The sequence below is a fragment of the Staphylococcus sp. Marseille-Q1834 genome (assembly GCF_916858875.1).
Classification (GTDB): domain Bacteria; phylum Bacillota; class Bacilli; order Staphylococcales; family Staphylococcaceae; genus Staphylococcus; species Staphylococcus pragensis.
In genome coordinates this window covers 1,717,463-1,738,372 of the sequence record NZ_CAKASN010000001.1, presented here as the reverse complement: position 1 = coordinate 1,738,372, position 20,910 = coordinate 1,717,463, and the positions used below count along the sequence as shown (strand labels likewise).

At 31.6% G+C, this 20,910-nt stretch carries 23 protein-coding genes; 3 read left to right on the top strand and 20 right to left on the bottom strand.

Going from position 1 to position 20,910, the window contains the following annotated elements:
- Nucleotides 1–269: 269 nt before the first annotated feature.
- The 16 genes from LIX58_RS08645 to LIX58_RS08570 form a co-directional block, all read right to left on the bottom strand.
- Nucleotides 270–728 (bottom strand): SprT family protein, encoded by a 459-nt coding sequence (locus LIX58_RS08645; RefSeq protein ID WP_154838253.1) that lies wholly within the window; start codon nt 726–728, stop codon nt 270–272.
- Nucleotides 721–2,868, bottom strand: a complete 2,148-nt coding sequence (locus tag LIX58_RS08640) for a Tex family protein (protein WP_154838252.1) — start codon at nt 2,866–2,868, stop codon at nt 721–723. The genes LIX58_RS08645 and LIX58_RS08640 overlap by 8 nt, the downstream gene beginning before the upstream one ends.
- A gap of 159 nt (nt 2,869–3,027) precedes the next feature.
- The gene (sigB, locus tag LIX58_RS08635) at nt 3,028–3,798 is read right to left on the bottom strand and encodes an RNA polymerase sigma factor SigB (RefSeq protein WP_126564905.1); all 771 of its coding nucleotides are present in this window, start codon (nt 3,796–3,798) and stop codon (nt 3,028–3,030) included.
- On the bottom strand, nt 3,773–4,225 hold the full coding sequence (gene rsbW / locus LIX58_RS08630; protein ID WP_229716423.1) for an anti-sigma B factor RsbW: 453 nt from the start codon (nt 4,223–4,225) through the stop codon (nt 3,773–3,775). Before rsbW ends, sigB begins: the two co-directional genes overlap by 26 nt.
- 25 nt (nt 4,226–4,250) lie before the next feature.
- A complete protein-coding gene (locus tag LIX58_RS08625) occupies nt 4,251–4,577 on the bottom strand; it encodes an anti-sigma factor antagonist (RefSeq protein ID WP_126564904.1) in 327 nt (108 codons plus the stop codon).
- Nucleotides 4,578–4,668: 91 nt separating this feature from the next.
- Nucleotides 4,669–5,670, bottom strand: coding sequence for a SpoIIE family protein phosphatase (locus tag LIX58_RS08620; protein ID WP_126564903.1), 1,002 nt, complete (start codon nt 5,668–5,670; stop codon nt 4,669–4,671).
- Between the two features lie 313 nt (nt 5,671–5,983).
- Complete coding sequence (locus LIX58_RS08615) at nt 5,984–6,346, bottom strand: type II toxin-antitoxin system PemK/MazF family toxin (protein ID WP_103298027.1); 363 nt, start codon at nt 6,344–6,346, stop codon at nt 5,984–5,986.
- Nucleotides 6,343–6,513, bottom strand: a complete 171-nt coding sequence (gene mazE, locus LIX58_RS08610; RefSeq protein WP_126564902.1) for a type II toxin-antitoxin system antitoxin MazE — start codon at nt 6,511–6,513, stop codon at nt 6,343–6,345. Before mazE ends, LIX58_RS08615 begins: the two co-directional genes overlap by 4 nt.
- 86 nt (nt 6,514–6,599) lie before the next feature.
- Nucleotides 6,600–7,748, bottom strand: coding sequence for an alanine racemase (gene alr, locus LIX58_RS08605; protein ID WP_226386251.1), 1,149 nt, complete (start codon nt 7,746–7,748; stop codon nt 6,600–6,602).
- 94 nt (nt 7,749–7,842) lie between these two features.
- On the bottom strand, nt 7,843–8,202 hold the full coding sequence (gene acpS, locus LIX58_RS08600; RefSeq protein WP_126564900.1) for a holo-ACP synthase: 360 nt from the start codon (nt 8,200–8,202) through the stop codon (nt 7,843–7,845).
- Nucleotides 8,203–8,223: 21 nt separating this feature from the next.
- Nucleotides 8,224–8,727, bottom strand: a complete 504-nt coding sequence (locus LIX58_RS08595) for a PH domain-containing protein (protein ID WP_154838250.1) — start codon at nt 8,725–8,727, stop codon at nt 8,224–8,226.
- Complete coding sequence (locus LIX58_RS08590) at nt 8,720–10,246, bottom strand: PH domain-containing protein (RefSeq protein WP_154838249.1); 1,527 nt, start codon at nt 10,244–10,246, stop codon at nt 8,720–8,722. The genes LIX58_RS08595 and LIX58_RS08590 overlap by 8 nt, the downstream gene beginning before the upstream one ends.
- Nucleotides 10,239–10,718, bottom strand: a complete 480-nt coding sequence (locus tag LIX58_RS08585; protein ID WP_126564897.1) for a PH domain-containing protein — start codon at nt 10,716–10,718, stop codon at nt 10,239–10,241. Before LIX58_RS08585 ends, LIX58_RS08590 begins: the two co-directional genes overlap by 8 nt.
- A gap of 131 nt (nt 10,719–10,849) precedes the next feature.
- Nucleotides 10,850–12,361, bottom strand: coding sequence for a degradosome RNA helicase CshA (gene cshA, locus LIX58_RS08580; protein ID WP_126564896.1), 1,512 nt, complete (start codon nt 12,359–12,361; stop codon nt 10,850–10,852).
- A gap of 268 nt (nt 12,362–12,629) precedes the next feature.
- Complete coding sequence (locus tag LIX58_RS08575) at nt 12,630–13,985, bottom strand: UDP-N-acetylmuramoyl-tripeptide--D-alanyl-D-alanine ligase (RefSeq protein WP_154838248.1); 1,356 nt, start codon at nt 13,983–13,985, stop codon at nt 12,630–12,632.
- A 15-nt stretch (nt 13,986–14,000) separates the two neighbouring features.
- Entirely contained in the window at nt 14,001–15,071 is a 1,071-nt protein-coding gene (locus LIX58_RS08570) for a D-alanine--D-alanine ligase (protein WP_226386250.1), read from the bottom strand.
- Nucleotides 15,072–15,540: 469 nt separating this feature from the next.
- On the opposite strand from LIX58_RS08570, the gene rodA reads away from it, so the two are divergent.
- A complete protein-coding gene (gene rodA / locus LIX58_RS08565) occupies nt 15,541–16,725 on the top strand; it encodes a rod shape-determining protein RodA (RefSeq protein WP_226386249.1) in 1,185 nt (394 codons plus the stop codon).
- Nucleotides 16,726–16,784: 59 nt separating this feature from the next.
- On the opposite strand, the gene LIX58_RS08560 is transcribed toward rodA, so the two are convergent.
- The 3 genes from LIX58_RS08560 to csoR form a co-directional block, all read right to left on the bottom strand.
- Nucleotides 16,785–16,922, bottom strand: a complete 138-nt coding sequence (locus tag LIX58_RS08560; protein WP_103298016.1) for an Lmo0850 family protein — start codon at nt 16,920–16,922, stop codon at nt 16,785–16,787.
- Nucleotides 16,923–17,031: 109 nt separating this feature from the next.
- On the bottom strand, nt 17,032–17,238 hold the full coding sequence (csoZ, locus tag LIX58_RS08555) for a putative copper chaperone CsoZ (protein ID WP_154838246.1): 207 nt from the start codon (nt 17,236–17,238) through the stop codon (nt 17,032–17,034).
- Nucleotides 17,239–17,248: 10 nt separating this feature from the next.
- On the bottom strand, nt 17,249–17,530 hold the full coding sequence (gene csoR / locus LIX58_RS08550) for a copper-sensing transcriptional repressor CsoR (RefSeq protein WP_380493284.1): 282 nt from the start codon (nt 17,528–17,530) through the stop codon (nt 17,249–17,251).
- Between the two features lie 201 nt (nt 17,531–17,731).
- Here csoR and cls point away from each other — a divergent pair, with 201 nt between their 5' ends.
- On the top strand, nt 17,732–19,216 hold the full coding sequence (cls, locus tag LIX58_RS08545; RefSeq protein WP_226386248.1) for a cardiolipin synthase: 1,485 nt from the start codon (nt 17,732–17,734) through the stop codon (nt 19,214–19,216).
- Between the two features lie 66 nt (nt 19,217–19,282).
- A complete protein-coding gene (locus tag LIX58_RS08540; protein ID WP_154838244.1) occupies nt 19,283–19,933 on the top strand; it encodes an HD domain-containing protein in 651 nt (216 codons plus the stop codon).
- 61 nt (nt 19,934–19,994) lie between these two features.
- Here the strand turns inward: LIX58_RS08540 and yidC are convergent, their stop codons facing one another.
- Nucleotides 19,995–20,867 (bottom strand): membrane protein insertase YidC, encoded by an 873-nt coding sequence (yidC, locus tag LIX58_RS08535; protein ID WP_154838243.1) that lies wholly within the window; start codon nt 20,865–20,867, stop codon nt 19,995–19,997.
- Nucleotides 20,868–20,910 lie beyond the last annotated feature (43 nt).

The following is a 20,910-nucleotide window of genomic DNA, read 5'->3' as shown; positions in this document are numbered from 1 at the left end:
AGAACAATATTTATTGTAAATCTTTTGTAATCAAAAGTCAATACTTTTTTAATATTAATTTAAACAAATTTACTAACTTTTAATGTTTAGCGCTTTTATTAAAGCAACGATATATATAATACACGCCTATTACATTAAAGTCAATACTTATCTCATAAAAAATTTAAAAAGCACTTTATCTACAACTGTTACTAATGATAAAGTGCTTTCCTTGCTATTCGATTATTTTCCAATCATTATCTTTTGATCTTCAATTAATGATATAACATTTACTTTTTTAGAAGTTTCTTTAGTTTTAATTCCCCCCTGCATTTGCCACATCTCATCTTGCTAATATTTACTTTTTTAATTCTTAAATATTCTTTTTTACAAGACGTACACTTGTAAATATAATTTGCACGTTGTTCATAGCTTTCTAGTGCTTTGCAATAACGAGGTGCTTCAACTTTTTTACTTAGTCTTTTAAAATCCTCATCTCGATGTTGATATCCCTTACCTAATAAATGTAAATGGTAATGACATAATTCATGTTTAATAATGTTAATAAGTGCATCTCGTCCATAAGTTATATATTGTTGAGGATTAATTTCGATATTATGAGATGCTAATAAATACCTGCCGCCTGTAGTTCTTAATCTTTTATTAAAGTAGGCATCATGGTTAAATTTCATATTAAAATTTTCAAGAGAGATTGTCTCAACTAATTGTTGTAATTCATTATTATTCATTAGGATTAATCATAGTTAATGCAACTTTGTCTTTATTTTTATCAATATTTAATATCCACACATCAACTATATCTCCTACGCTTACAATGTCCATAGGATTCTTAACAAACTTCTTAGATAGTTTTGAAACATGGACTAAGCCATCTTGTTTTACACCTATATCTACAAACGCTCCAAAGTCTACTACATTTCTAACAGTACCGCTTAATTTCATACCCTCTGTTAAATCTTCAATTGATAGCACATCGGATTTTAAAATTGGTGTTTCATATTCATCACGTGGATCACGGTTTGGTGCCATTAATGATTGAATAATATCTTCTAATGTTGGAATTCCTAATTCTAGTTTAGTAGCAGTATTTTCTATATTGATATTAGCTAGTTCTTGTTTTAACTTTTCAGAACCTAAATCTGATATAGACAAATTCATACTTTCTAATAAGCTATATGTTGCTGCGTAGCTTTCTGGATGAATTGATGTATTATCCAAAGGCTCTGTACCATTTACTATTCTTAAGAAACCAATACTTTGTTCAAATGTCTTAGCACCTAATCGTTTAACTTTACTAATTTCTTTATTATGTTTAATAGCCCCATTTTCTTCACGATAATCAATAATATTTTGAGCTATAGTACCTGATAAGCCAGAAACATATTGAAGTAATGATTTAGAAGCAGTATTAACATCTACGCCAACTTGGTTAACCGCCGTTTCAACAACAAATGTTAATGCGTTTTCTAATTCTTTTTGATTCACATCATGTTGATATTGGCCTACCCCAATGGATTTAGGATCTATTTTAACTAATTCACTTAATGGGTCTTGCACACGTCTACTGATTGAAACAGCACTTCTCTCTTCTACTTGGAAATCAGGAAACTCTGATCTAGCAATTTCAGAAGCAGAATAAACAGAAGCACCCGCTTCATTTACTATAATAAACTGTGCATCTAATTTATATTTTTGGATAACATTTGCTACAAATTGTTCTGTTTCACGACTTGCTGTTCCATTACCAATTGCAATTAATTCTACATTATTCTCTTTAATGATGCGTGTTAATTCATTTTCAGCTTCTTGAACTTTAGCTTTTGGAGGATGTGGATATATAACACTTTTAGCCACAAATGTTCCAAATGGATTGATAACTGCAAGTTTACATCCAGTTCTGAAAGCCGGGTCAACGCCTAAAATTTGTTTTCCTTTCATAGGAGGTTGTAATAATAAATTCTTTAAATTTTCGCTAAAAACTTCAATTGCATGATTTTCAGCTTTTGCAGTTAAATCTCCTCGTATTTCACGTTCTATTGAAGGCATAATTAAACGTTTCAAACTATCTTGAATGGCTTCTTTAATATATTGTAATTGAGAATTTGCAGATTTAATTTCATTTTTTTCAATAAAAGTTTCAATATGAGCCGTATCAAATTCAATTTTTACTGATAATACTTTCTCTTTTTCACCACGGTTCATAGCTAAAACTCTGTGATTAGCTACACGCTTGATTGGTTCAGAGTAATCATAGTACATGGCATACGTTTCTTTTTCGTCTTCAGCTTTTTTCTTTTTAGCAGTAGTAATTTGCCCTTGATGATAGACATCTTTTAAAATTCGATTTCGATACTTAGGGTTATCTGAAATATGTTCGGCAATAATATCTTGCGCGCCTGCTATTGCATCTTGGATTGTTTCAACTTCGTCGGTTAAGTATTGCGTGGCTTGTTGTTCGATATCAGAGCCTTTTCCTTCAAGAATCCATTGAGCAAGAGGTTCAAGACCTTTACGTTTTGCTTCTGTTGCTCTTGTTTTCTTTTTCTGTTTATAAGGTCTATATAAATCTTCTACCCTTTGCAATTTAGTTTGCTTTAAAATGTCTTGTTTAAGCTCATCTGTTAATAGACCTTGTTGCTCAATATTATGAATAACTTCTTCTTTTCTTTTTTGTAAATTTGCAACATATTGATATTCATCAGAAATTTGCTTTATTTGTACTTCATCTAGTCCACCAGTAGCCTCTTTTCTATATCTGGCAATGAAGGGAACTGTATTATTTTCTTCTAATAGATTTAAGACTGCTTTAACTTGTTTCTCTGAAAATTGATATTTTGCTACTATTTCATCAATTAAATTTTTATCCATTATATAACCACACTTTTTCAAAATTTCATTTTCAATTTTAGCATATAATAATAAATCATTTTATTTAAACTACATTCAACAATTACTCTTTCACTAACACCATAATTAAAAGACTATCAAGATAGATGTCTGATAGTCTTTTATAATATTAATATTTAGTTATTGTTTAGCAGCTTGTTGTAATTTTTTAATTGCCGTTCGCTGTAACCTTGAAACGTGCATTTGGCTTAGACCAATACGCTCGCCAGTTTCTTTTTGGCTTAATCCTTCAATAAATGTGCATTGAATAATTTCTCGTTCTCTATCAGATAAAATTGGTAAAATACGTTCAAGAATCATACGTTTTTCAGTTAAATCGTAATTATCATCTTGTTGACCCATAATATCCAATAGCGTTACAGTCGATCCATCTTTATCTGCTTCTATAGAATGATCTACACTTAATGCATTATAACTTTGGCCCATTTCCATAGCCTCTAGAACTTCTTCTTCAGAAACTTCTAGACGTTGAGCGATTTCAGAAATTGAGGGAGAACGTTCAAGTTCATTTGTAAGTTCATCACTCACTTTTTTAATTCTTGGCCCAATTTCTTTAATTCTACGTGGAACATGGACGCTCCAAGTTTTATCTCTTAAATACCTTTTTATCTCACCAATAACAGTTGGTACTAAGAATGCTTCAAATTTGCGATCAAAAGATAAATCAAATCTGTTAATAGCACCTATTAAACCAACCATACCAACTTGAACTAAATCTTCGTGATGTGATTGTCCTTTTGAATATTTATAAGCTAAAGACTCAATTAACTTGCGATAATGTGTTACAAGTCTATCTTGAGCATTTGTATTTGCGTTTTCTTGGTGTTCTTTAATCCATTGGTTAATTTGTTCAGGTGATACATCATTAACTGATTTCGACTCTTTCGTCATTATTTGGCACCTGCTCTTTTTTTATATACTTAATCATGCTGATAGTCACACCAGATTCTTTGAAAACTTTTACTTCGTCCATCAACGATTCGATTAAGAATAATCCTAAACCGCCTTCACGTAAAAAGTCTATATTTTCATTTTCGGTATAAGGCCCTAATTGAGACTTAGTAGTTTCGTAATCAAAACTTTCACCTTGATCAGAAATGATGATTTTAATTTTATCATCAAATACTTCAAAACATATATTAATCATACCATTAGTTTCATCATTTTTGTATGCATGTTTAACTGCATTCGTAACCGCTTCACTTACTGCAATTTTTGAATCTTCAATATCATCATATGAAGCTCCGGCTCTTGAAAATACACCTGATAATGTTAAGCGAATTAAACTAACATATTCTGCAGAGGCAGGTAGTTTCATTTCAATATAATCATTTTTAGGCAAGTTAATCTACCTCCGTTCCTTCATTAACGTGCATTAAGTCTTTTAAGCCAGTGATATCAAATAATCTATTAATTCTATCTGAAGCTCCAAAGATATATAATTCCTTACCATTTTGATTTAACGCTTTTAATGTTCCTACAAATAAACCTAAACCTGTTGAATCCATATAACTTACATTAGTTAAATTAACATGAATATCATGTGTACCTTCTTGACGCATTGGAACTAGCACCTCTTCAAGTTCTGGCACTGTATAAACGTCTAATTCTCCTGCTACGATAACTTCATAATATTCATCATGTGTTATCGACTCTATATTAAGGTTCATAGTTTGACACTCCTACTCTTTATCTTTACAAATATGTATACTCTACTAAGTATACCCATTACTATTATAATATAACCAAAAAATTTAATATCTAATTTACTCTTTTTATAATTAGAATTGTCATATCATCACGTTTATTAGGATTTTGCACTTTTAGTATCGCTTCATACAAGATTTGTACAATATCTTGCGGGTGCATATGTTTATATTTACGGATTAAATTGAGCAACGTTTCTTTCGTAATAAATTCTCCATCGGAATTACGTGCTTCTGTAACACCATCTGTAAATATAATAACAAGATCATCGAGACAAATTTGAATCTCTTGTTGACTATAACGCGTATGTTGACTAACGCCTAAAACACGTCCTCTTACATCAATTTCTTCAAATGTTTCAGTTTCCGCACGATAGACATACCCAGGTTCATGCCCAGCTGAACTACAATAAAGTAGATGATTCATTTCTTCATATAATCCATAAAACATAGTAACGAACATATTTTGATTTACGTTCTTTTCAACTACTCTATTTAACCTTTTAAGTCCATCGCTTGGTAATTGTGAGTGTCCGTATGAGTCCATTCCGAATTTAATCATACTCATGGCTAAAGCCGCAGGAATTCCTTTTCCAATAACGTCAGCTACTGCAAAGCTCATCGTCCCATCTCTATGATCAATTAAATTGAAATAATCTCCACTTACTTTTTGTGCTGCTACTGAAATAACGCCAATTTGAATGCTATCGAATTGAGGAATATCTGTTTTCAACATTGTTTGTTGAAGTCTAGAGGCTAAATCAATTTCTTTATCGTGGAATTGCATTTTATCAACTAATTTTTGGTAATCTCTATAGCTATACCCAAACCCTTTAACTACCTCTTGTAAGATATCAAGTGTTTCAAGTAATTGAGATTCTTCGAGTTGCAAAGAAGAAACATACGATTTATGTATTTTAACTACATCTTCAGGCAGAATATCTTTTTTGATTACTTCATCCGTAAAATCGTGACACTTTTCTAAAAATCGTTTTTTATCTTTTGTAACCAAGCTTTCATCTATAAGTTGTTTATAGTGTTTTTTAAATTCTTCCACGAATCTGCCTCCTTACTTCATAGTTGCATAACTTAAATTTAAATGTCGTTATTATTAATAGTATTTATTCACAAATTTTATTAATGAATTATTTAATATATTCCAAAAAAATACTACTATTTAAAAAAGACTTTAGGAATTACCTAAAGTCAACAACTTAAGTCATCAATTTAATAGTATCGATTTGAATGTACTATTTTGTAGGTAATGATAACCTATAATTGCAATTTTGAAAAAAATCAATTAATCATTATGCTAATGCTTTTTTCTTTAATTATTTGTTAAATATATACTTGGTATATGCATAAAAAACTCAAGTTTTTTGAGGTCGAACCTCATGTAACCCTAAACTAATATCTAGCGCTTCATCTACTTCTTTCATTTTTTCCTCAGATAAATAAGTTAATTTTTCTTTTAACCTTTTTTTATCTAAAGTACGAATTTGTTCAAGTAGAATGACTGAATCTCTATCCAATCGATATTTTTGTTTCTCAATTTCTACATGTGTTGGTATTTTGGCTTTATTAATCCTCCCCGTAATTGCAGCGACAATTACGGTAGGACTATATTTATTACCAGTGTCATTTTGAATGATGACTACAGGTCTTACTCCCCCTTGTTCAGATCCCTGTACTGGTGACAAATCAGCTAAATATACATCGCCTCTTTTAATCATTCACTTTTATAATTCGAAATGATGTACGATTCGTTGCAATCACAAGCTTCACATTCTAAAGGAAAAGCTTCTGTTGCTAGGGAGAGGTTTAAATCGGCCATTTGTGAGTAGCCTTCTTTTAAAGATTGTTCAAGACTGTGGCTTCTATTCTGATTAAAAGTTAACATACTATGAACCTCCATCGGATACCAAATAAGACATTGTAAACCTTTATTTAATTTTATAATAACAAATTTTATATCTAGTGACTATACTATTTTAATAATTCATTTGTTACATATTTCTGATTATTTATATAATATATGCGAGGTACACGTCTTCCAAAATTACATAAGACTTCATAACTTATCGTATTTTGCTTATTTGCTAAAGCTTCGACAGATTGAGGTGTATCAAATTGGTTATCTAGTAAAACCACTTTATCTCCTTCTTGAACATCTTCTGGCACTTTAACTATCGTTTGATCCATACATACTCTACCAATAATTTCACATTGGTGATTATTAATATTTACGGTTGTACCTTGCATTGCTCTTAAATATCCATCAGCATATCCGATTGGTAAGATAGCTATTTTAATATTTTCTGTGGCAGTATATGTACTACCGTAGCTTACTGATTCACCTGGATTTAAATATTTTGTTTGCACAACTTCAGTAGTTAATTTAGCACTAGGTTTTAGCTTAGTTTGAACAATATTTTTCACGTAATCTGATGGGTAATAACCATAAAGCGATATACCTAGTCGTAGTGCATTACATAATTCACAGTTTCTAAGTAGTGAACCCGCTGAATTTTGTGCGTGAATATACTTAGGTTTAGGTGCGTTGTTAACCAACTTTTCAAATGAAGCGTATTGTTCGTCCATTGAATCTCCTGGTTCATCCGCATTAGCAAAATGAGTATACACACCTTCGAACACTAGATTTTCAGATGATTCTATAGTATCTATAACATCTTGATATTCTTCTTGAGTTTTAATTCCTAATCTTCCCATGCCTGTATCTAATTTTACATGTAACCATAAACGTTTTTGATTATCCTCATTGATTGAATGCATCGCACTTATTAACCATTTTTTAGATGGAACTGTCAGAGCAACACGGTGTTGAATCGCTTTATTAATATCTTCTAAAGGAATAACGCCTAAGATTAATATTTGAGCATTAACACCATGCATGCGCAATTCAATCGCCTCATCTAATGTTGCCACTGCAAAGAAATTAGCACCTTGCTGCATTAAGAATTGAGCGATTTTAACGCTACCTAATCCATAGCTATTTGCTTTTACGACCGGTATCACCGTTTTATTCGGATGCATTTCAGAAATAGTATGATAATTTTCTTGAATAGCGTCTAAATCTACGTTTAAATAGGTTGCTCTATAAAATTTGTCTGACATAAGAAGTCCTCCTCAACACTTTAGATTTATTCCTCAATAAAATTTGATTATTTAAATCTATATAACTTAATTTGTACTATTCATTATAGTACTGTTAATCTTGCTTTTCTAATATAACTTGGCTCATTGCATAATTTTCAGTATGTGTAATAGAAACATGCACGATAAAGTCAGGATATTCGATACATGGTTTTCCTTTTTCATCGTTATAACAGTTAATATCATTGAAGGCTACAGTTTTACCTAATCCTGTGCCAAGCGCTTTGCTAAATGCTTCTTTTGTAGCAAAACGGCCTGCTAAAAATTCTATTTTTCTTTTTTCATTTTTAAATGAATTAAATTTTTCTTGCTCTTGAGTCGTCAATATACGTTCAACTAACTTATTTTGTTGTTTTTGATAGACTTTTTCAATGCGATCTATTTCAATTAAATCGACACCCAGGCCATAAATCATTTCAAATCCTCACTTCACTTTTTATATTTCCTCATCCAATTCTTCGACTTCTTCATTTTCATTAGCTTTTTTTAGCTGAAGAATTTCTTTTAATTTTGAAGCTTCTTCTTTATTAATTAATTCAATTTCAGCATTTCCACCAGCAGTTGATAAATGTAGGCTGGCTAAGCTATATTTCCTCATGAAGTACCCTTCTTCAATATCAATATTTTGTATTCTATAGAATGGGATGATGGTCGTTTGAATAAAGATAATACCTTTTCTTATGTAAATTTCGTTATCTTTATAATAGTAACGAAAGTTTTTATATTTTAAAAATGGTCCCACTAATATAAAACATATGACAAATAATATTAAAACACTCATTGCTAATACTATTGTCCAAAGCGGACGCATCAAATGCATATAAGCAATATCTACATAAGTTCCAACACTTATTATTAGTAAAAACACGAAAAATGTAATTAACGCGGCTATTCGCATAACTTTAGGGCCATGCTCATGCATATATTTATATTCATTCATTGTACTCACCTCGTAAATAGCCATTTACATATTGATTTACTTTATTGTCATCTACAAATTTTAAATTTATATCTTCAAATACTGATCCTTTAGCAATTAGAAAACTAATATTTCTTAAATGTGCTCTCTCAAGGAATGGATGTTGTTTAGTTTCCATGCCAATAATCTTATCCGTTTTAAAATAATATGTATTGAAACTAAATGTATTTACTTCACGAAGTGCAATTTCGTCATTTTTAAAATTTAATCCTGCAGCATGAATATAAATATAAGCCTCCAATACCATGATGCCAATAATTAAAATAGCAATCATAAAGCTCCAAGCGCTCCAGAAATAAGTCCCAATGCCTGCTCCTATTATTAAAACTATGCTTGGAATTAAGAAATGTCTATGATAACCACGCCATGGCATATCGCTTTTTATATCATTAAACTGCATTTCTGGAACAAGTGATTTTATAATTTGATATGCCTCTTTTTGTTTAATAAACGGTAAGATCATAATTTTACCATTATCACTAGCATCTTCATCTGAAGTAATATCTAAATCACTGGTAATAATAAAGTGTATTGATGTATAACCGAACATTTTTCTAATATAAGATTGCTTTTCAAGAACAGCTTGTAATCTATCTGTAGGCACAGTAATATTTTTTACATTTAATAACCCATAACTGATTTTAAGTTGACTGTCTTGTTGCGTAACCGTGTAATTATAATAACGAACGATTGTAATTAATGTTCCTATGATGTAACTAACTAATAACACCACTCCAACTATAAACAGTACAATAAAAAATACTGAATTAATCCAGTGCCAAAGGTTAGATGTCCATTTATCCCATGGTATCATGTGTTGAAATGCCCCTAGTATAGGTGACACAGTTGCTAAAGCTACCCCAATAGCACCACTCGTCATAGCCATAAGCAATAATGAACGCCATGACATTTTATAAATGGTAGACTCGCTTTGAATTGTGCTAGAAGCACTATTATCAGTGTTTTGAATAAGCTGTTCATCAACTTCATTTTGTTCACTTGTTATAACTTCTTCCTTCTGCTCTTCATTTAATTGCAATTGATGTTCGCGAATAGTTTGTTCAATTAAGTCACTCTGTTTTTTTGAAATAGAAGCTAACTCTACTCCATCACTTGGGGTTTTGATTTGTAAACTCACGCCACCCACTATTTGATTAATTAATCCTTGAGTAGTATCTAGTGACTGAATTCTGCTAATATTTAATTCTTTACGCTTCTTGTTTATCCATCCAGATGTCACTATAAAATGCTCATCTTCTATCCAATATCGTGTTACATATACTTCTAAAAAATGATGAATAAAAGTAACTAGAAAGATAAGTAAAAATATAGCTGGGCTAATGTAATTTCTTATATTTGTAAAATCAAAGTTCCAACTATTAAACACTACAAATATAATAAATGGAAAAATATTTTGTTTAATAACTTTAATTAAGCCTTCTACATATGAAATAGGATGCAATTTTTGAGGATTATACATCAGAATCTGCACCTCTCAATGTTTCTAGAATATGTTGTGATAAACGGTCTGCTTGTAAGTCAGACATCAATGGTAATTTTACTTCGTGTCCTGCTGTTACAAACACGACAGTATTAAGGTGAAAAGCTTTTAACAATGGATTGGTTTTGATTTGAAGATATTGTAATCTTTCAATTTTAGTCATCTGATGATGCTTAATGATAAATGTAGATTTAACTTCTACATTTTTAGTATCAACGCTATAAAAACGGAAACGATAACGTGCATACGGTTGTATAACTAGACGAAGACAACTCAAAATGAGTAAGAAGATTAAAATGTAGAAAATAAAATGATACCAATTAAAATAGTTCCACATTGAATACAAAGCACCTACTATAACTAACTCGATTAAGAATGTAATACTGCTCGATATCCAATGAAAAGCGTATGCATTTTTAGGGCTTTTATGAAATGAATCTTCTAATTGCATCATAAACTCCTTTGTATTTTTTTCTTAATTATAGCATACTGATTTAATTAAACATGATAGGTTCAGTATACATATGCTAAATACAAAAAAACACCTCAACTCATTGAGGTGTTTAAGCTTATCTTTAAATTCTATTTTTGTAAGTCTGCGAACGTACGAGCTTTCATAGATGATTTACCTTTATCTTGTCTATCACGACGATCTGATTTTTTGCCTTTTTTCTTATTGAAGTTACCTTTTGAACGTTTATTTTTATTATCGAATTTATTATTACGTTTACCACCACGGCGTGAATTATTTCCTTTACCTTGACGGCTTTTACGTGCTAAAGGCTTTTCGAAAGTTAATTGAACTTCAACTTCATCATTTGCTTCAACTAATTCCTGTAATAATGATGCAACTAATTCAGTGCTATCATATTCATCTAATAATTCACTTGAAATACGTTTTAGACGCGCTTCACTTTCACGTGACATCCAGTTTTTAACTTTATCTTTGATATCTTCTTCACGTGCTTTAAGTACTTCTTTACGATGAGGAGGTCTTAAAGCATTCATTCTTCTACCATTTACTTCTTCAATTTGGCGAATATAATCCATTTCAATTGGGTTAACAAATGTAACGGCAATACCTTCTTTACCTGCACGACCCGTACGGCCTATTCTGTGCGTATAACTTTCAGTATCTTGAGGAATATCGAAGTTATATACGTGACTTACGCCTGAAATATCAAGTCCACGTGCAGCTACATCTGTCGCAACTAAAATATCAATTTGATCATTTTTAAATTTCTTTAATACTTCTAAACGTTTTGCTTGAGTGATATCTCCGTGTAAACCTTCAGCTTTATAACCTTTAGATAATAAAGCACTTGTTAACTCATCAACACGGCGTTTTGTTCTACCGAAGACAATTGCTAATTCAGGTTGGTGAACATCTAAGAAGTTTGTAAAAGTATCGAATTTCTCAAGTTCTTTTACGATTGTGTAGTATTCATCAATTTGTGGATCAGACATTTCATTATTCATTGTCTTAACAATTTGCGGAGATTTCATAAATTGTTGTACTAAAGTTTGGATTGCTTTAGGCATAGTAGCTGAGAATAACATAGTTTGACGTTGCTCAGCTGGAATTTTATCCATAATAAATCTCATATCATCAATGAAGCCCATGTTCATCATTTCATCCGCTTCATCTAAGATTAATGTATGAATATCATTTGTTTTAAGAGTACGACGATTTAAATGGTCAATGACACGACCAGGCGTACCTACTACGATTTGTGGTCCGCGTTTTAATGCTTTAATTTGTCTATCGATTGGCATACCACCAAATACTGTAACGACCTGTACATTTTGTCCACGACTGAATTCGCGTAACTGTTCTGCTACTTGCATAGCTAATTCTCTAGTTGGTGCTAAGATCAAAGCTTGCACGCCTGATTTACCAACTACTTTTTCAATTAAAGGAATCCCGAAAGCGCCTGTTTTACCTGTACCAGTTTGAGCTTGTCCAAGGATGTCTCTTCCTTCTAATGTGTAAGGGATACTTTCTTTTTGAATCGGTGTAGGTTCCTTAAACCCCATTGCTTCAAGGGTTTCTACCGTTTTATCCGAAATCCCTAATTCTTTAAAATTTTGCAATATAATTCTCCTTTAAACTAACTTTTTTATCAATATACGTCTGTGTATATAAGGTCCTCTTATTACGTCAACTTCTATATAGTACCACCTAAAAATATATATCGCAATAAAGCAATTTCTTACTTTTCTCCAATATCCAGCTAATTACTATATAATAGCGTTTACATTATTTAGCTTCTCTTTTGGGAAAAGGGCATAAAAAAACAAACCATTGTGCGATTTAAACATACACAATGGCTTGCAAGTTAATTTATATATATAGCGTTGATTAAATAATTTGATTTACAACTTCTTCAAGTTTATTTCCTCTTGAGCCTTTAACTAAGACTTTGTCTTGAGAAACTAAATGAGATTTTAAATACGTTGTCAATTCATCTTTGTTTGAGAAGTGTGCCACACTTTCAACAAACTGCCCACCTACGTCACTAATATATTGCGCATCTGTGCCGTAAGTAAGTAAAGTATGGATACCTTTATCTTTAAGGTGCGCACCAACCTCTTCATGCATACGTTGGCTATTCTCACCTAATTCTAATGAATCAGCAAGCACTAAGATTTTACGTCCATCCATATTACTCAATGTATCAATGGCAGCTTTCATACTTGTAGGGCTCGCATTGTAAGCGTCATTAATTACTGTGATATCATTATCTGTCACGTGACGTTCCATACGCATACCAGTAAGTTGAACGTTATTAATATTACGTTGAATCGTTTCGTAATTTAATCCAAGTTCATGCCCTATTGCAATGGCGATTGCAGCATTCTTCATATTATGGATACCTAGAATAGGTAGTTCGTAATGTTCATCTCCATTAATATCAAATGCGATACCATCATTTTTGCTATTTTTCACTTCGCACACTAATACATTATCCGAATTTAAGCCGATACTAATTAATTTTGCATTTTTAACTTTCTCAACATGAGGCGCTAACAGTGGTTCATCACCGTCATAGATAAATGTACCGCCTTCTTTTAAGCCAATCGTGATTTCTGATTTAGCTTGAGCAATACCTTCGCGTGATCCTAAATCTTGCATATGTGATTCTCCAATATTAGTAATCACAGCGATATCTGGCTCTGCTATCGTAGATAACAATTCGATTTCGTGAAAACCTGACATACCCATCTCTAGAATTGAAATTTCTGTATCTTTATCTAATTCTAAGATAGTTAATGGTAAACCAATTTCGTTATTATAATTACCTTGTGTCTTTTTAACTTTAAATTCAGTATGCAACACACTTTCAATCATATCTTTAGTAGTTGTTTTACCATTTGAACCTGTAACTCCGATAACTTTAGGATTAACATGTTTCAAATAAGCTTTCGCTAATTGTTGTAACGCAGTTAATGTATCTTCCACCCAAATAATTGGTCCACTAATGTTGGCGTCAATGTCATGCCCTTTTTCATAAAAAGAAGCTCCGGCACCATCTTGCAACGCTTGTGCAACAAAACGATGGCCGTCAACGTTCTCTCCTTTAAATGGGATAAATAGCATATCTTCTTTAATCGCACGTGAATCGATTGTGACACCTTTGATAGTTTGATTTAAATATTGGTCATCAATATCACAAGGTATCCAGTTTTGAATATCTTTTAATGAAACTTCTATCATAAGTGAATTCCTCTCTTAATCGATTGTGTATTTATTTTTCTTTTTATCTTCATAACGCTCTTTAGCTAGGTCGATTAATTTAGTGATTAAGTCTGAGTAAGATAAGCCCATATTCTCCCAAAGACTTGGATACATACTAAATGCTGTGAAACCTGGCATTGCATTTGTTTCATTGATGAAAATTTGATTATCTTCAGTAACAAAGAAATCTGCACGCACTAGACCAGAGCAATCTGTAGCTTTGAAAGCTTCAAGTGCCATATTTCGTAAAGTTGTTTGAACTTCTTCATCTAATTCTGCAGGAATCTGTAATGAAATTTTGCCATCTTTATATTTAGATTTATAGTCATAGAAAGCGACATCTTTTATCACTTCTCCAGGCCATGTTGTTTCTGGATAATCGTTACCTAAAACGGCTACTTCAACTTCACGTGCATTGATACCTTGTTCAATGACTAATTTACGGTCAAATTGGAATGCTTCAGCAATACCTGCTTTTAACTCTTCTTCATTATTACATTTGCTAATACCTACACTTGAACCAAGGTTAGCTGGTTTAACGAAGACAGGATATGTAAGTTTATCATTAACAAGTTTGATAATATTACCTTGATATTTTTCATACTCACTTCTTAAGAAGCTAATGTAAGGTAATTGAGGTAAACCGCGATGTTCAAATAATTGTTTCATTACTAATTTATCCATAGAACTTGAAGCGGCTAATACACCATTTCCTACATAAGGTAAGTCAAGCACTTCGAATAAACCTTGAATTGTACCATCTTCACCGTTAGGACCATGTAATAATGGGAATACAGCGTCATAGTCGTTGCCATTACTACTTTCTTTTAGTAATAATGGGATTTCTCCAGCATCTACATCTGATAAATGAAGCTCTTCTACCGATTCAATTTTTTCAACTATATTATCTTTTTTCTTCCATTGTCCATCATTAGTGATATAAATAATATCTACTAAATATTTATCTTTATCTATCGCATTTAATACATTTTGCGCAGTTAAAATCGAAACATCATGTTCAGCACTTTTACCACCATATACGATACAAATATTTTCTTTTACCATATTCAATTTCCTCCATTGAGAAAGATTAGAACAAAAGCGTTATAAATTTAAATAATACTTTTATTCTCAAGAATTTTAATTTCTCAAAAATTCAAAGTTTCTTAATATATAAATTGTTAATGCCTTAGTCTCTTTCATCATATTATAATATGATTAATCACTGATTTTAAGTTTTAGATTAAACATTTATTATTTTTATGTAGTTTATTTAGTTCTTCCTAAAAATCAATATTATCACAGTATGTGCTATTTTTGCATTTCTCAACAAGTAAAATACCGACTTCTTTTTTGCTGATTTTCATTACTTTATATTTGGTTTTAGAAAATTCAAATTAGTTAACTCCCTAGTTATTCTCTAGAAAATTCAAATTAGTTAACTCCCTAGTTATTCTCTAGCAAATTCACATAAAGTCATGTAAAATCGATATATATTAAGAATCGTGATATTACAGTTTTTAAGGAGTTTTTTATGAAATATTCATCCCGTCAACAGCCTTCAAAACATTGGCTACGAAAAATCGACTGGGTACTCATAGCATTATTGACTATCTTAGCTATTATAAGCGTTATAACTATTAGTTCAGCTATGGGTGGCGGCCAATATAGTGCCAATTTTAGCATTCGCCAAATTATTTACTACATATTAGGCGCTATCATTGCTTTAATCATCATGTTGTTTTCACCTAAAAAAATTAAAAATAACACATACATATTATATATCTTTTTATGTATCTTACTCGTAGGATTATTAATCCTTCCTGAATCTTCTTTTACGCCAATTATTAACGGTGCTAAAAGTTGGTATTCCTTTGGTCCAGTAAGTATTCAACCATCTGAGTTTATGAAAGTAATATTAATACTTGCGCTTGCTAAGACTGTAGCAAATCATAATCGTTTTACTTTTAATAAGTCACTTCAAACTGATCTAATGTTAATCCTAAAAATTATTGGTGTCTCTATCTTACCTATGGCATTAATTTTATTACAAAATGACTTAGGTACTACATTAGTCATCTGTGCCATTATCTTAGGGATTATGTTAGTAAGTGGTATCACTTGGCGTTTACTTGCTCCGATGCTAATTGCTGCAGCAGTGATTGGTGGTAGCATTATTTTAGCTATTATTTATAAACCTAGCTTAATTGAAAGTTTATTAGGCGTTAAAATGTATCAAATGGGTCGTATTAATTCGTGGTTAGATCCATATTCATATAGTAATGGAGATGGCTATCACTTAACAGAATCATTAAAAGCGATTGGTTCTGGACAATTATTTGGTAAAGGATATAACCACGGTGAAGTCTATATACCAGAGAATCATACAGACTTTATTTTCTCTGTTATCGGAGAAGAAATGGGATTCCTAGGCGCAGTTGTCTTATTGCTCATCTTTTTAGCTTTAATCTTCCATCTTATAAGACTAGCTACTAAAGTGGACTCACCATTCAGTAAAATTTTTATCGTTGGCTATATCTCATTGCTTGTCTTCCATATTCTTCAAAATATTGGTATGACCATTCAACTTTTACCGATTACAGGTATTCCACTTCCATTTATAAGTTATGGTGGGAGTTCATTATGGAGTTTAATGGTAGGTATAGGTATCGTACTTTCTATTCACTATCATCAACGTCAAACCTTACCTAATAAATAATATAAAAATTAAAGACGCTTAATCATGTCATTTTATGATTAAGCGTCTTTTAGTTTAAACTATTTTAGTTCGTGTCGTACTTGTGATGATGTAGGCAAAGTGTTGATGATGTCTAAACGAGATTTTGTTTTTTTAATATTCACACCTAAAGATGATAATAATTTGACTACATTTTGTATCTTATCCGATTTACTCATTGGTAATCACCTCGTTTTTTGACTTTCAAGGTTATACTACCCCAATTAAATTAAGTTTACCATACAATTTTAAAAATAATTTTTAATTTTTTATTAAGAAATTCGTAAATTAATTTAACACTTTAAATCCATCATCATAAATTTCTTTTTCAATAGTATTTAAATTTGTAGGTGTTTCATATTCAATTATTACAGATTTATGTTTTGCACTTACTTCAACTTCTTTCACACCAATCATTTGAGATAAGCGGTGGTGTAATTGAGAAGCTTGTTCATTTGTTTCTAATCCCTCAATATTTATAGTACTTTTAGCCATTTTAATTCTCCTAATCTTTCATTAACTTTTGAAAAGTCACTAATAATTCTTCCATTGCTTCTTCTTGCGCGCCATTGTTAACTTTATCCATAATACAACTTTTCATATGATAATCTAACAATTTCGTCGCAACACTATTAAGTGCTGATCTTGTAGCTCTTATTTGAGTCAGCACATCATCACAATATACATCGTCTTCAATCATGCGATTGATTGCTCTCACTTGCCCTTCGATGCGATTGAGTCTTGATTTTAAATTCAATTTCATCTGTTCAGAATGGTGTGCATGCATTTCACTCGACAAGGTCGTTCACCCTTTCTTTTATTCTATAATATCGTATAGTTTAACGATACTTTTCGTCAAATGCATTAACTTATATACCTTAAAATTGATTGTGTCATTTTGAATTCTGCATGATACAATACTTATTAAGAAAAGTAATAAAAAACTTATACTTTTTACAAGAATAGAAATGATAAAGGGAGGCACATAATGTTAGAACTTTTTTCAATGGCTTTTGCACATTCAACTTTTATTATTAATATAATTTTAATTTCTGCCTTTCTTTTAAACTTAATTTTCGCGTTCATTATCATCTTTATGGAACGCCGTACTGCTGGTTCTATCTGGGCATGGCTTCTAGTTTTAGTATTTCTGCCAATTATCGGCTTCATATTATACTTATTATTAGGACGTCAAATTCAAAAAAAACAAATTTTCAAATTGGATAAAGAAGACCGCAAAGGATTAGCAATGATTGTTGATGAACAAATCGACGCTTTAGAAAAAGCTGATTTTTCAAAAGGTAATCATCAAATTGTTAAGTTTAAAGAAATGGTGCGCATGCTATTATTTAATAATGCAGCATTCTTAACGACAGATAATCACGTTAAAATTTTTACAGATGGAAATGACAAATTCGATGCACTAATTGATGATATTAAAAATGCCAAAGATTATATACATATTCAGTACTATATTTTTAAAAGTGATGGTTTAGGTCGTCGTGTACTTTCTGCGCTTGAAGCAAAACTTGACGAAGGCCTTGAAGTTAAAATGTTGTACGATGATATGGGATCTCGAACATTACGTAAGAAAGATATCAAACATTTTAGAGCAAAGGGTGCGCATGTGGAATCTTTCTTCCCTTCTAAGTTGCCTTTAATCAATTTACGAATGAACAACCGTAATCACAGAAAAATCGTGATTATTGACGGTAAAATTGGATACGTCGGTGGATTTAACGTAGGTGACGAATATCTTGGGAAAGATAAGAAATTTGGATATTGGAGAGACACACATTTACGTCTTGAAGGTGACTCAGTCAACGCGCTTGAGTTAAGATTTATTTTAGATTGGAATTCACAATCAAGTCGTGACTCTATTGAATATGAGGATCGTTATTTCCCTGATATGGATTCAGGTGGCTCTATTGGGGTGCAAATTGCATCAAGTGGCCCTGATGAAGATTGGGAACAAATTAAATATGGATATCTAAAAATGATTTCATCTGCTAGAGAATCCATTTATATTCAATCTCCTTATTTCATTCCTGACCAAGCTTTCCTTGACGCAATTAAGATTGCAGCGTTAGGTGGCGTAGAAGTTAATTTAATGATTCCTAGTATGCCCGACCACCCATTTGTCTATTGGGCTACATTAAAGAATGCAGCTTCTTTATTAGATGCGGGCGTTAAGATTTATCAATATGATAATGGTTTCTTACATTCTAAGACGCTCATTATTGATGATGAAATAGCTTCAGTAGGAACTGCAAATATGGATAATCGTAGTTTCGTTTTAAACTTTGAAGTTAATGCTTTTGTTTACGATGATGAAGTAGCACGTCAATTAAAAGAAGCGTTTATACAAGATATGAAAGTATCTTATCGCTTAACTAAAGAACTTTATGCTAAACGAAGTACTTGGATTAAGTTTAAAGAAGGTATTTCTCAATTACTTTCTCCAATACTTTAGTATTTATATTTTAGAGGCTTAGGTTTCCTAGCCTCTTATTTTATTATTTTTGAAAAGAGGTCAATTATGGATTATCATCAATCAGTTACCCTAGCCCGAAAATATATGCAAAACTTTCATAAGGATGACTATTCAGGTCATGATATTGCTCATGTAGAAAGAGTAACACTACTTGCCCAACGTATCAGAGAACAAGAACAACAAGGTGATGAATTAACGATTACATTAGCTGCTCTTCTACATGATGTTATAGATGATAAATTAACTAATAAAGATGAAGCGGTTCAACAGTTGTTAGAATTCTTGAACACACTGGAATTAGATGAGAATACTCAAAATCACATTCTATATATCATTCAAAACTTAAGTTACCGCAATGGTAAAAATAATAATATTGAATTATCTATTGAAGGTCAGATCGTTCGTGATGCTGATCGCTTAGATGCCATTGGTGCAATAGGTATTGCACGAGCATTTCAATTTGCTGGTCATTTCGATGAGCCAATGTGGACAGAATCTCCAATAGATAATGCACCAGCAATAGAAACAATCCCTTCGCTACCTCCATCAGCGATTCGTCATTTTTATGATAAATTATTAAAGTTAAAAAATTTAATGCATACTGCTACTGGTAGAGAACTTGCACAACAACGCCATGATATTATGGAACAATTTTTAAATCAGTTTTATAGTGAATGGCATATTTCAAATCAATAACATCTAAAAAGAGGTTGAACAATATTTTTGTTCAACCTCTTTTGATTAAATGCTAGTATATTTATTTTTTCTTTTTGCTGTTTTTAGAAACAACTTGAGTATTTTTGCCTTTTTTGTTTGAGTCATTTTTTTGTTCAAATTTCTCAATCATTGGCGCAACTTCTCTTTTTGCTACCTTTTCATAATGCATGTTCGCAAAGAACGTTTGGACAATTAAGAACGCCGCACTGACTGACCAGTATAAACCTAATGCTGAAGCTGAACTTAATGAAATCCAAATAATCATAATTGGTGAAATAATCATCATCATGTACGTCATTTGACGTTGTTCTTGTGGCATTTGTTTACTTGAAACCCATGCTTGGATAAAGTATAAAATACCGGCAATAATCGTAATCCAAATATCAGGATGTATTAAGTTAAACCATAAGAAGTGAGGATGTTCGGCAATTCCGCCTCCAATACGATATCTCAATACAAAGTATAATCCCATTACGACTGGCATTTGAATTAGTACAGGTAAACAACCTAAAGCACTCTTCATAGGATTGATATCATATTTTTTATAAACTTCCATCATTTCTTGGTTAGCTGCCATTTTTTCTTCTTGAGTACGCGCACGTTTAACTTTTTCTTGTACGCCATCTACTTCAGGTTTAGCAACTTTCATTTTTTCACGCATCATATGACTATTTTTGTAGTTTGAAAGCATGAAAGGTAATAAGATAATACGGATAATTAATACTAACACGATGATGGCAATACCATAATCATCATTAAATACTGAATGGCCTAACCAATGTAACACTTTAGACATTGGTTCTACGAATGTGTTATAGAAAAATCCATCTCTATTACTAGATTTAGAATAATCACATCCAGCTAAAAAGACCATTACCCCTAATAACAAAGGTAGTAACGCTTTCTTCTTCATTTTTACACCTCTATTGATATATTCACATAGGGCTTATTTTATC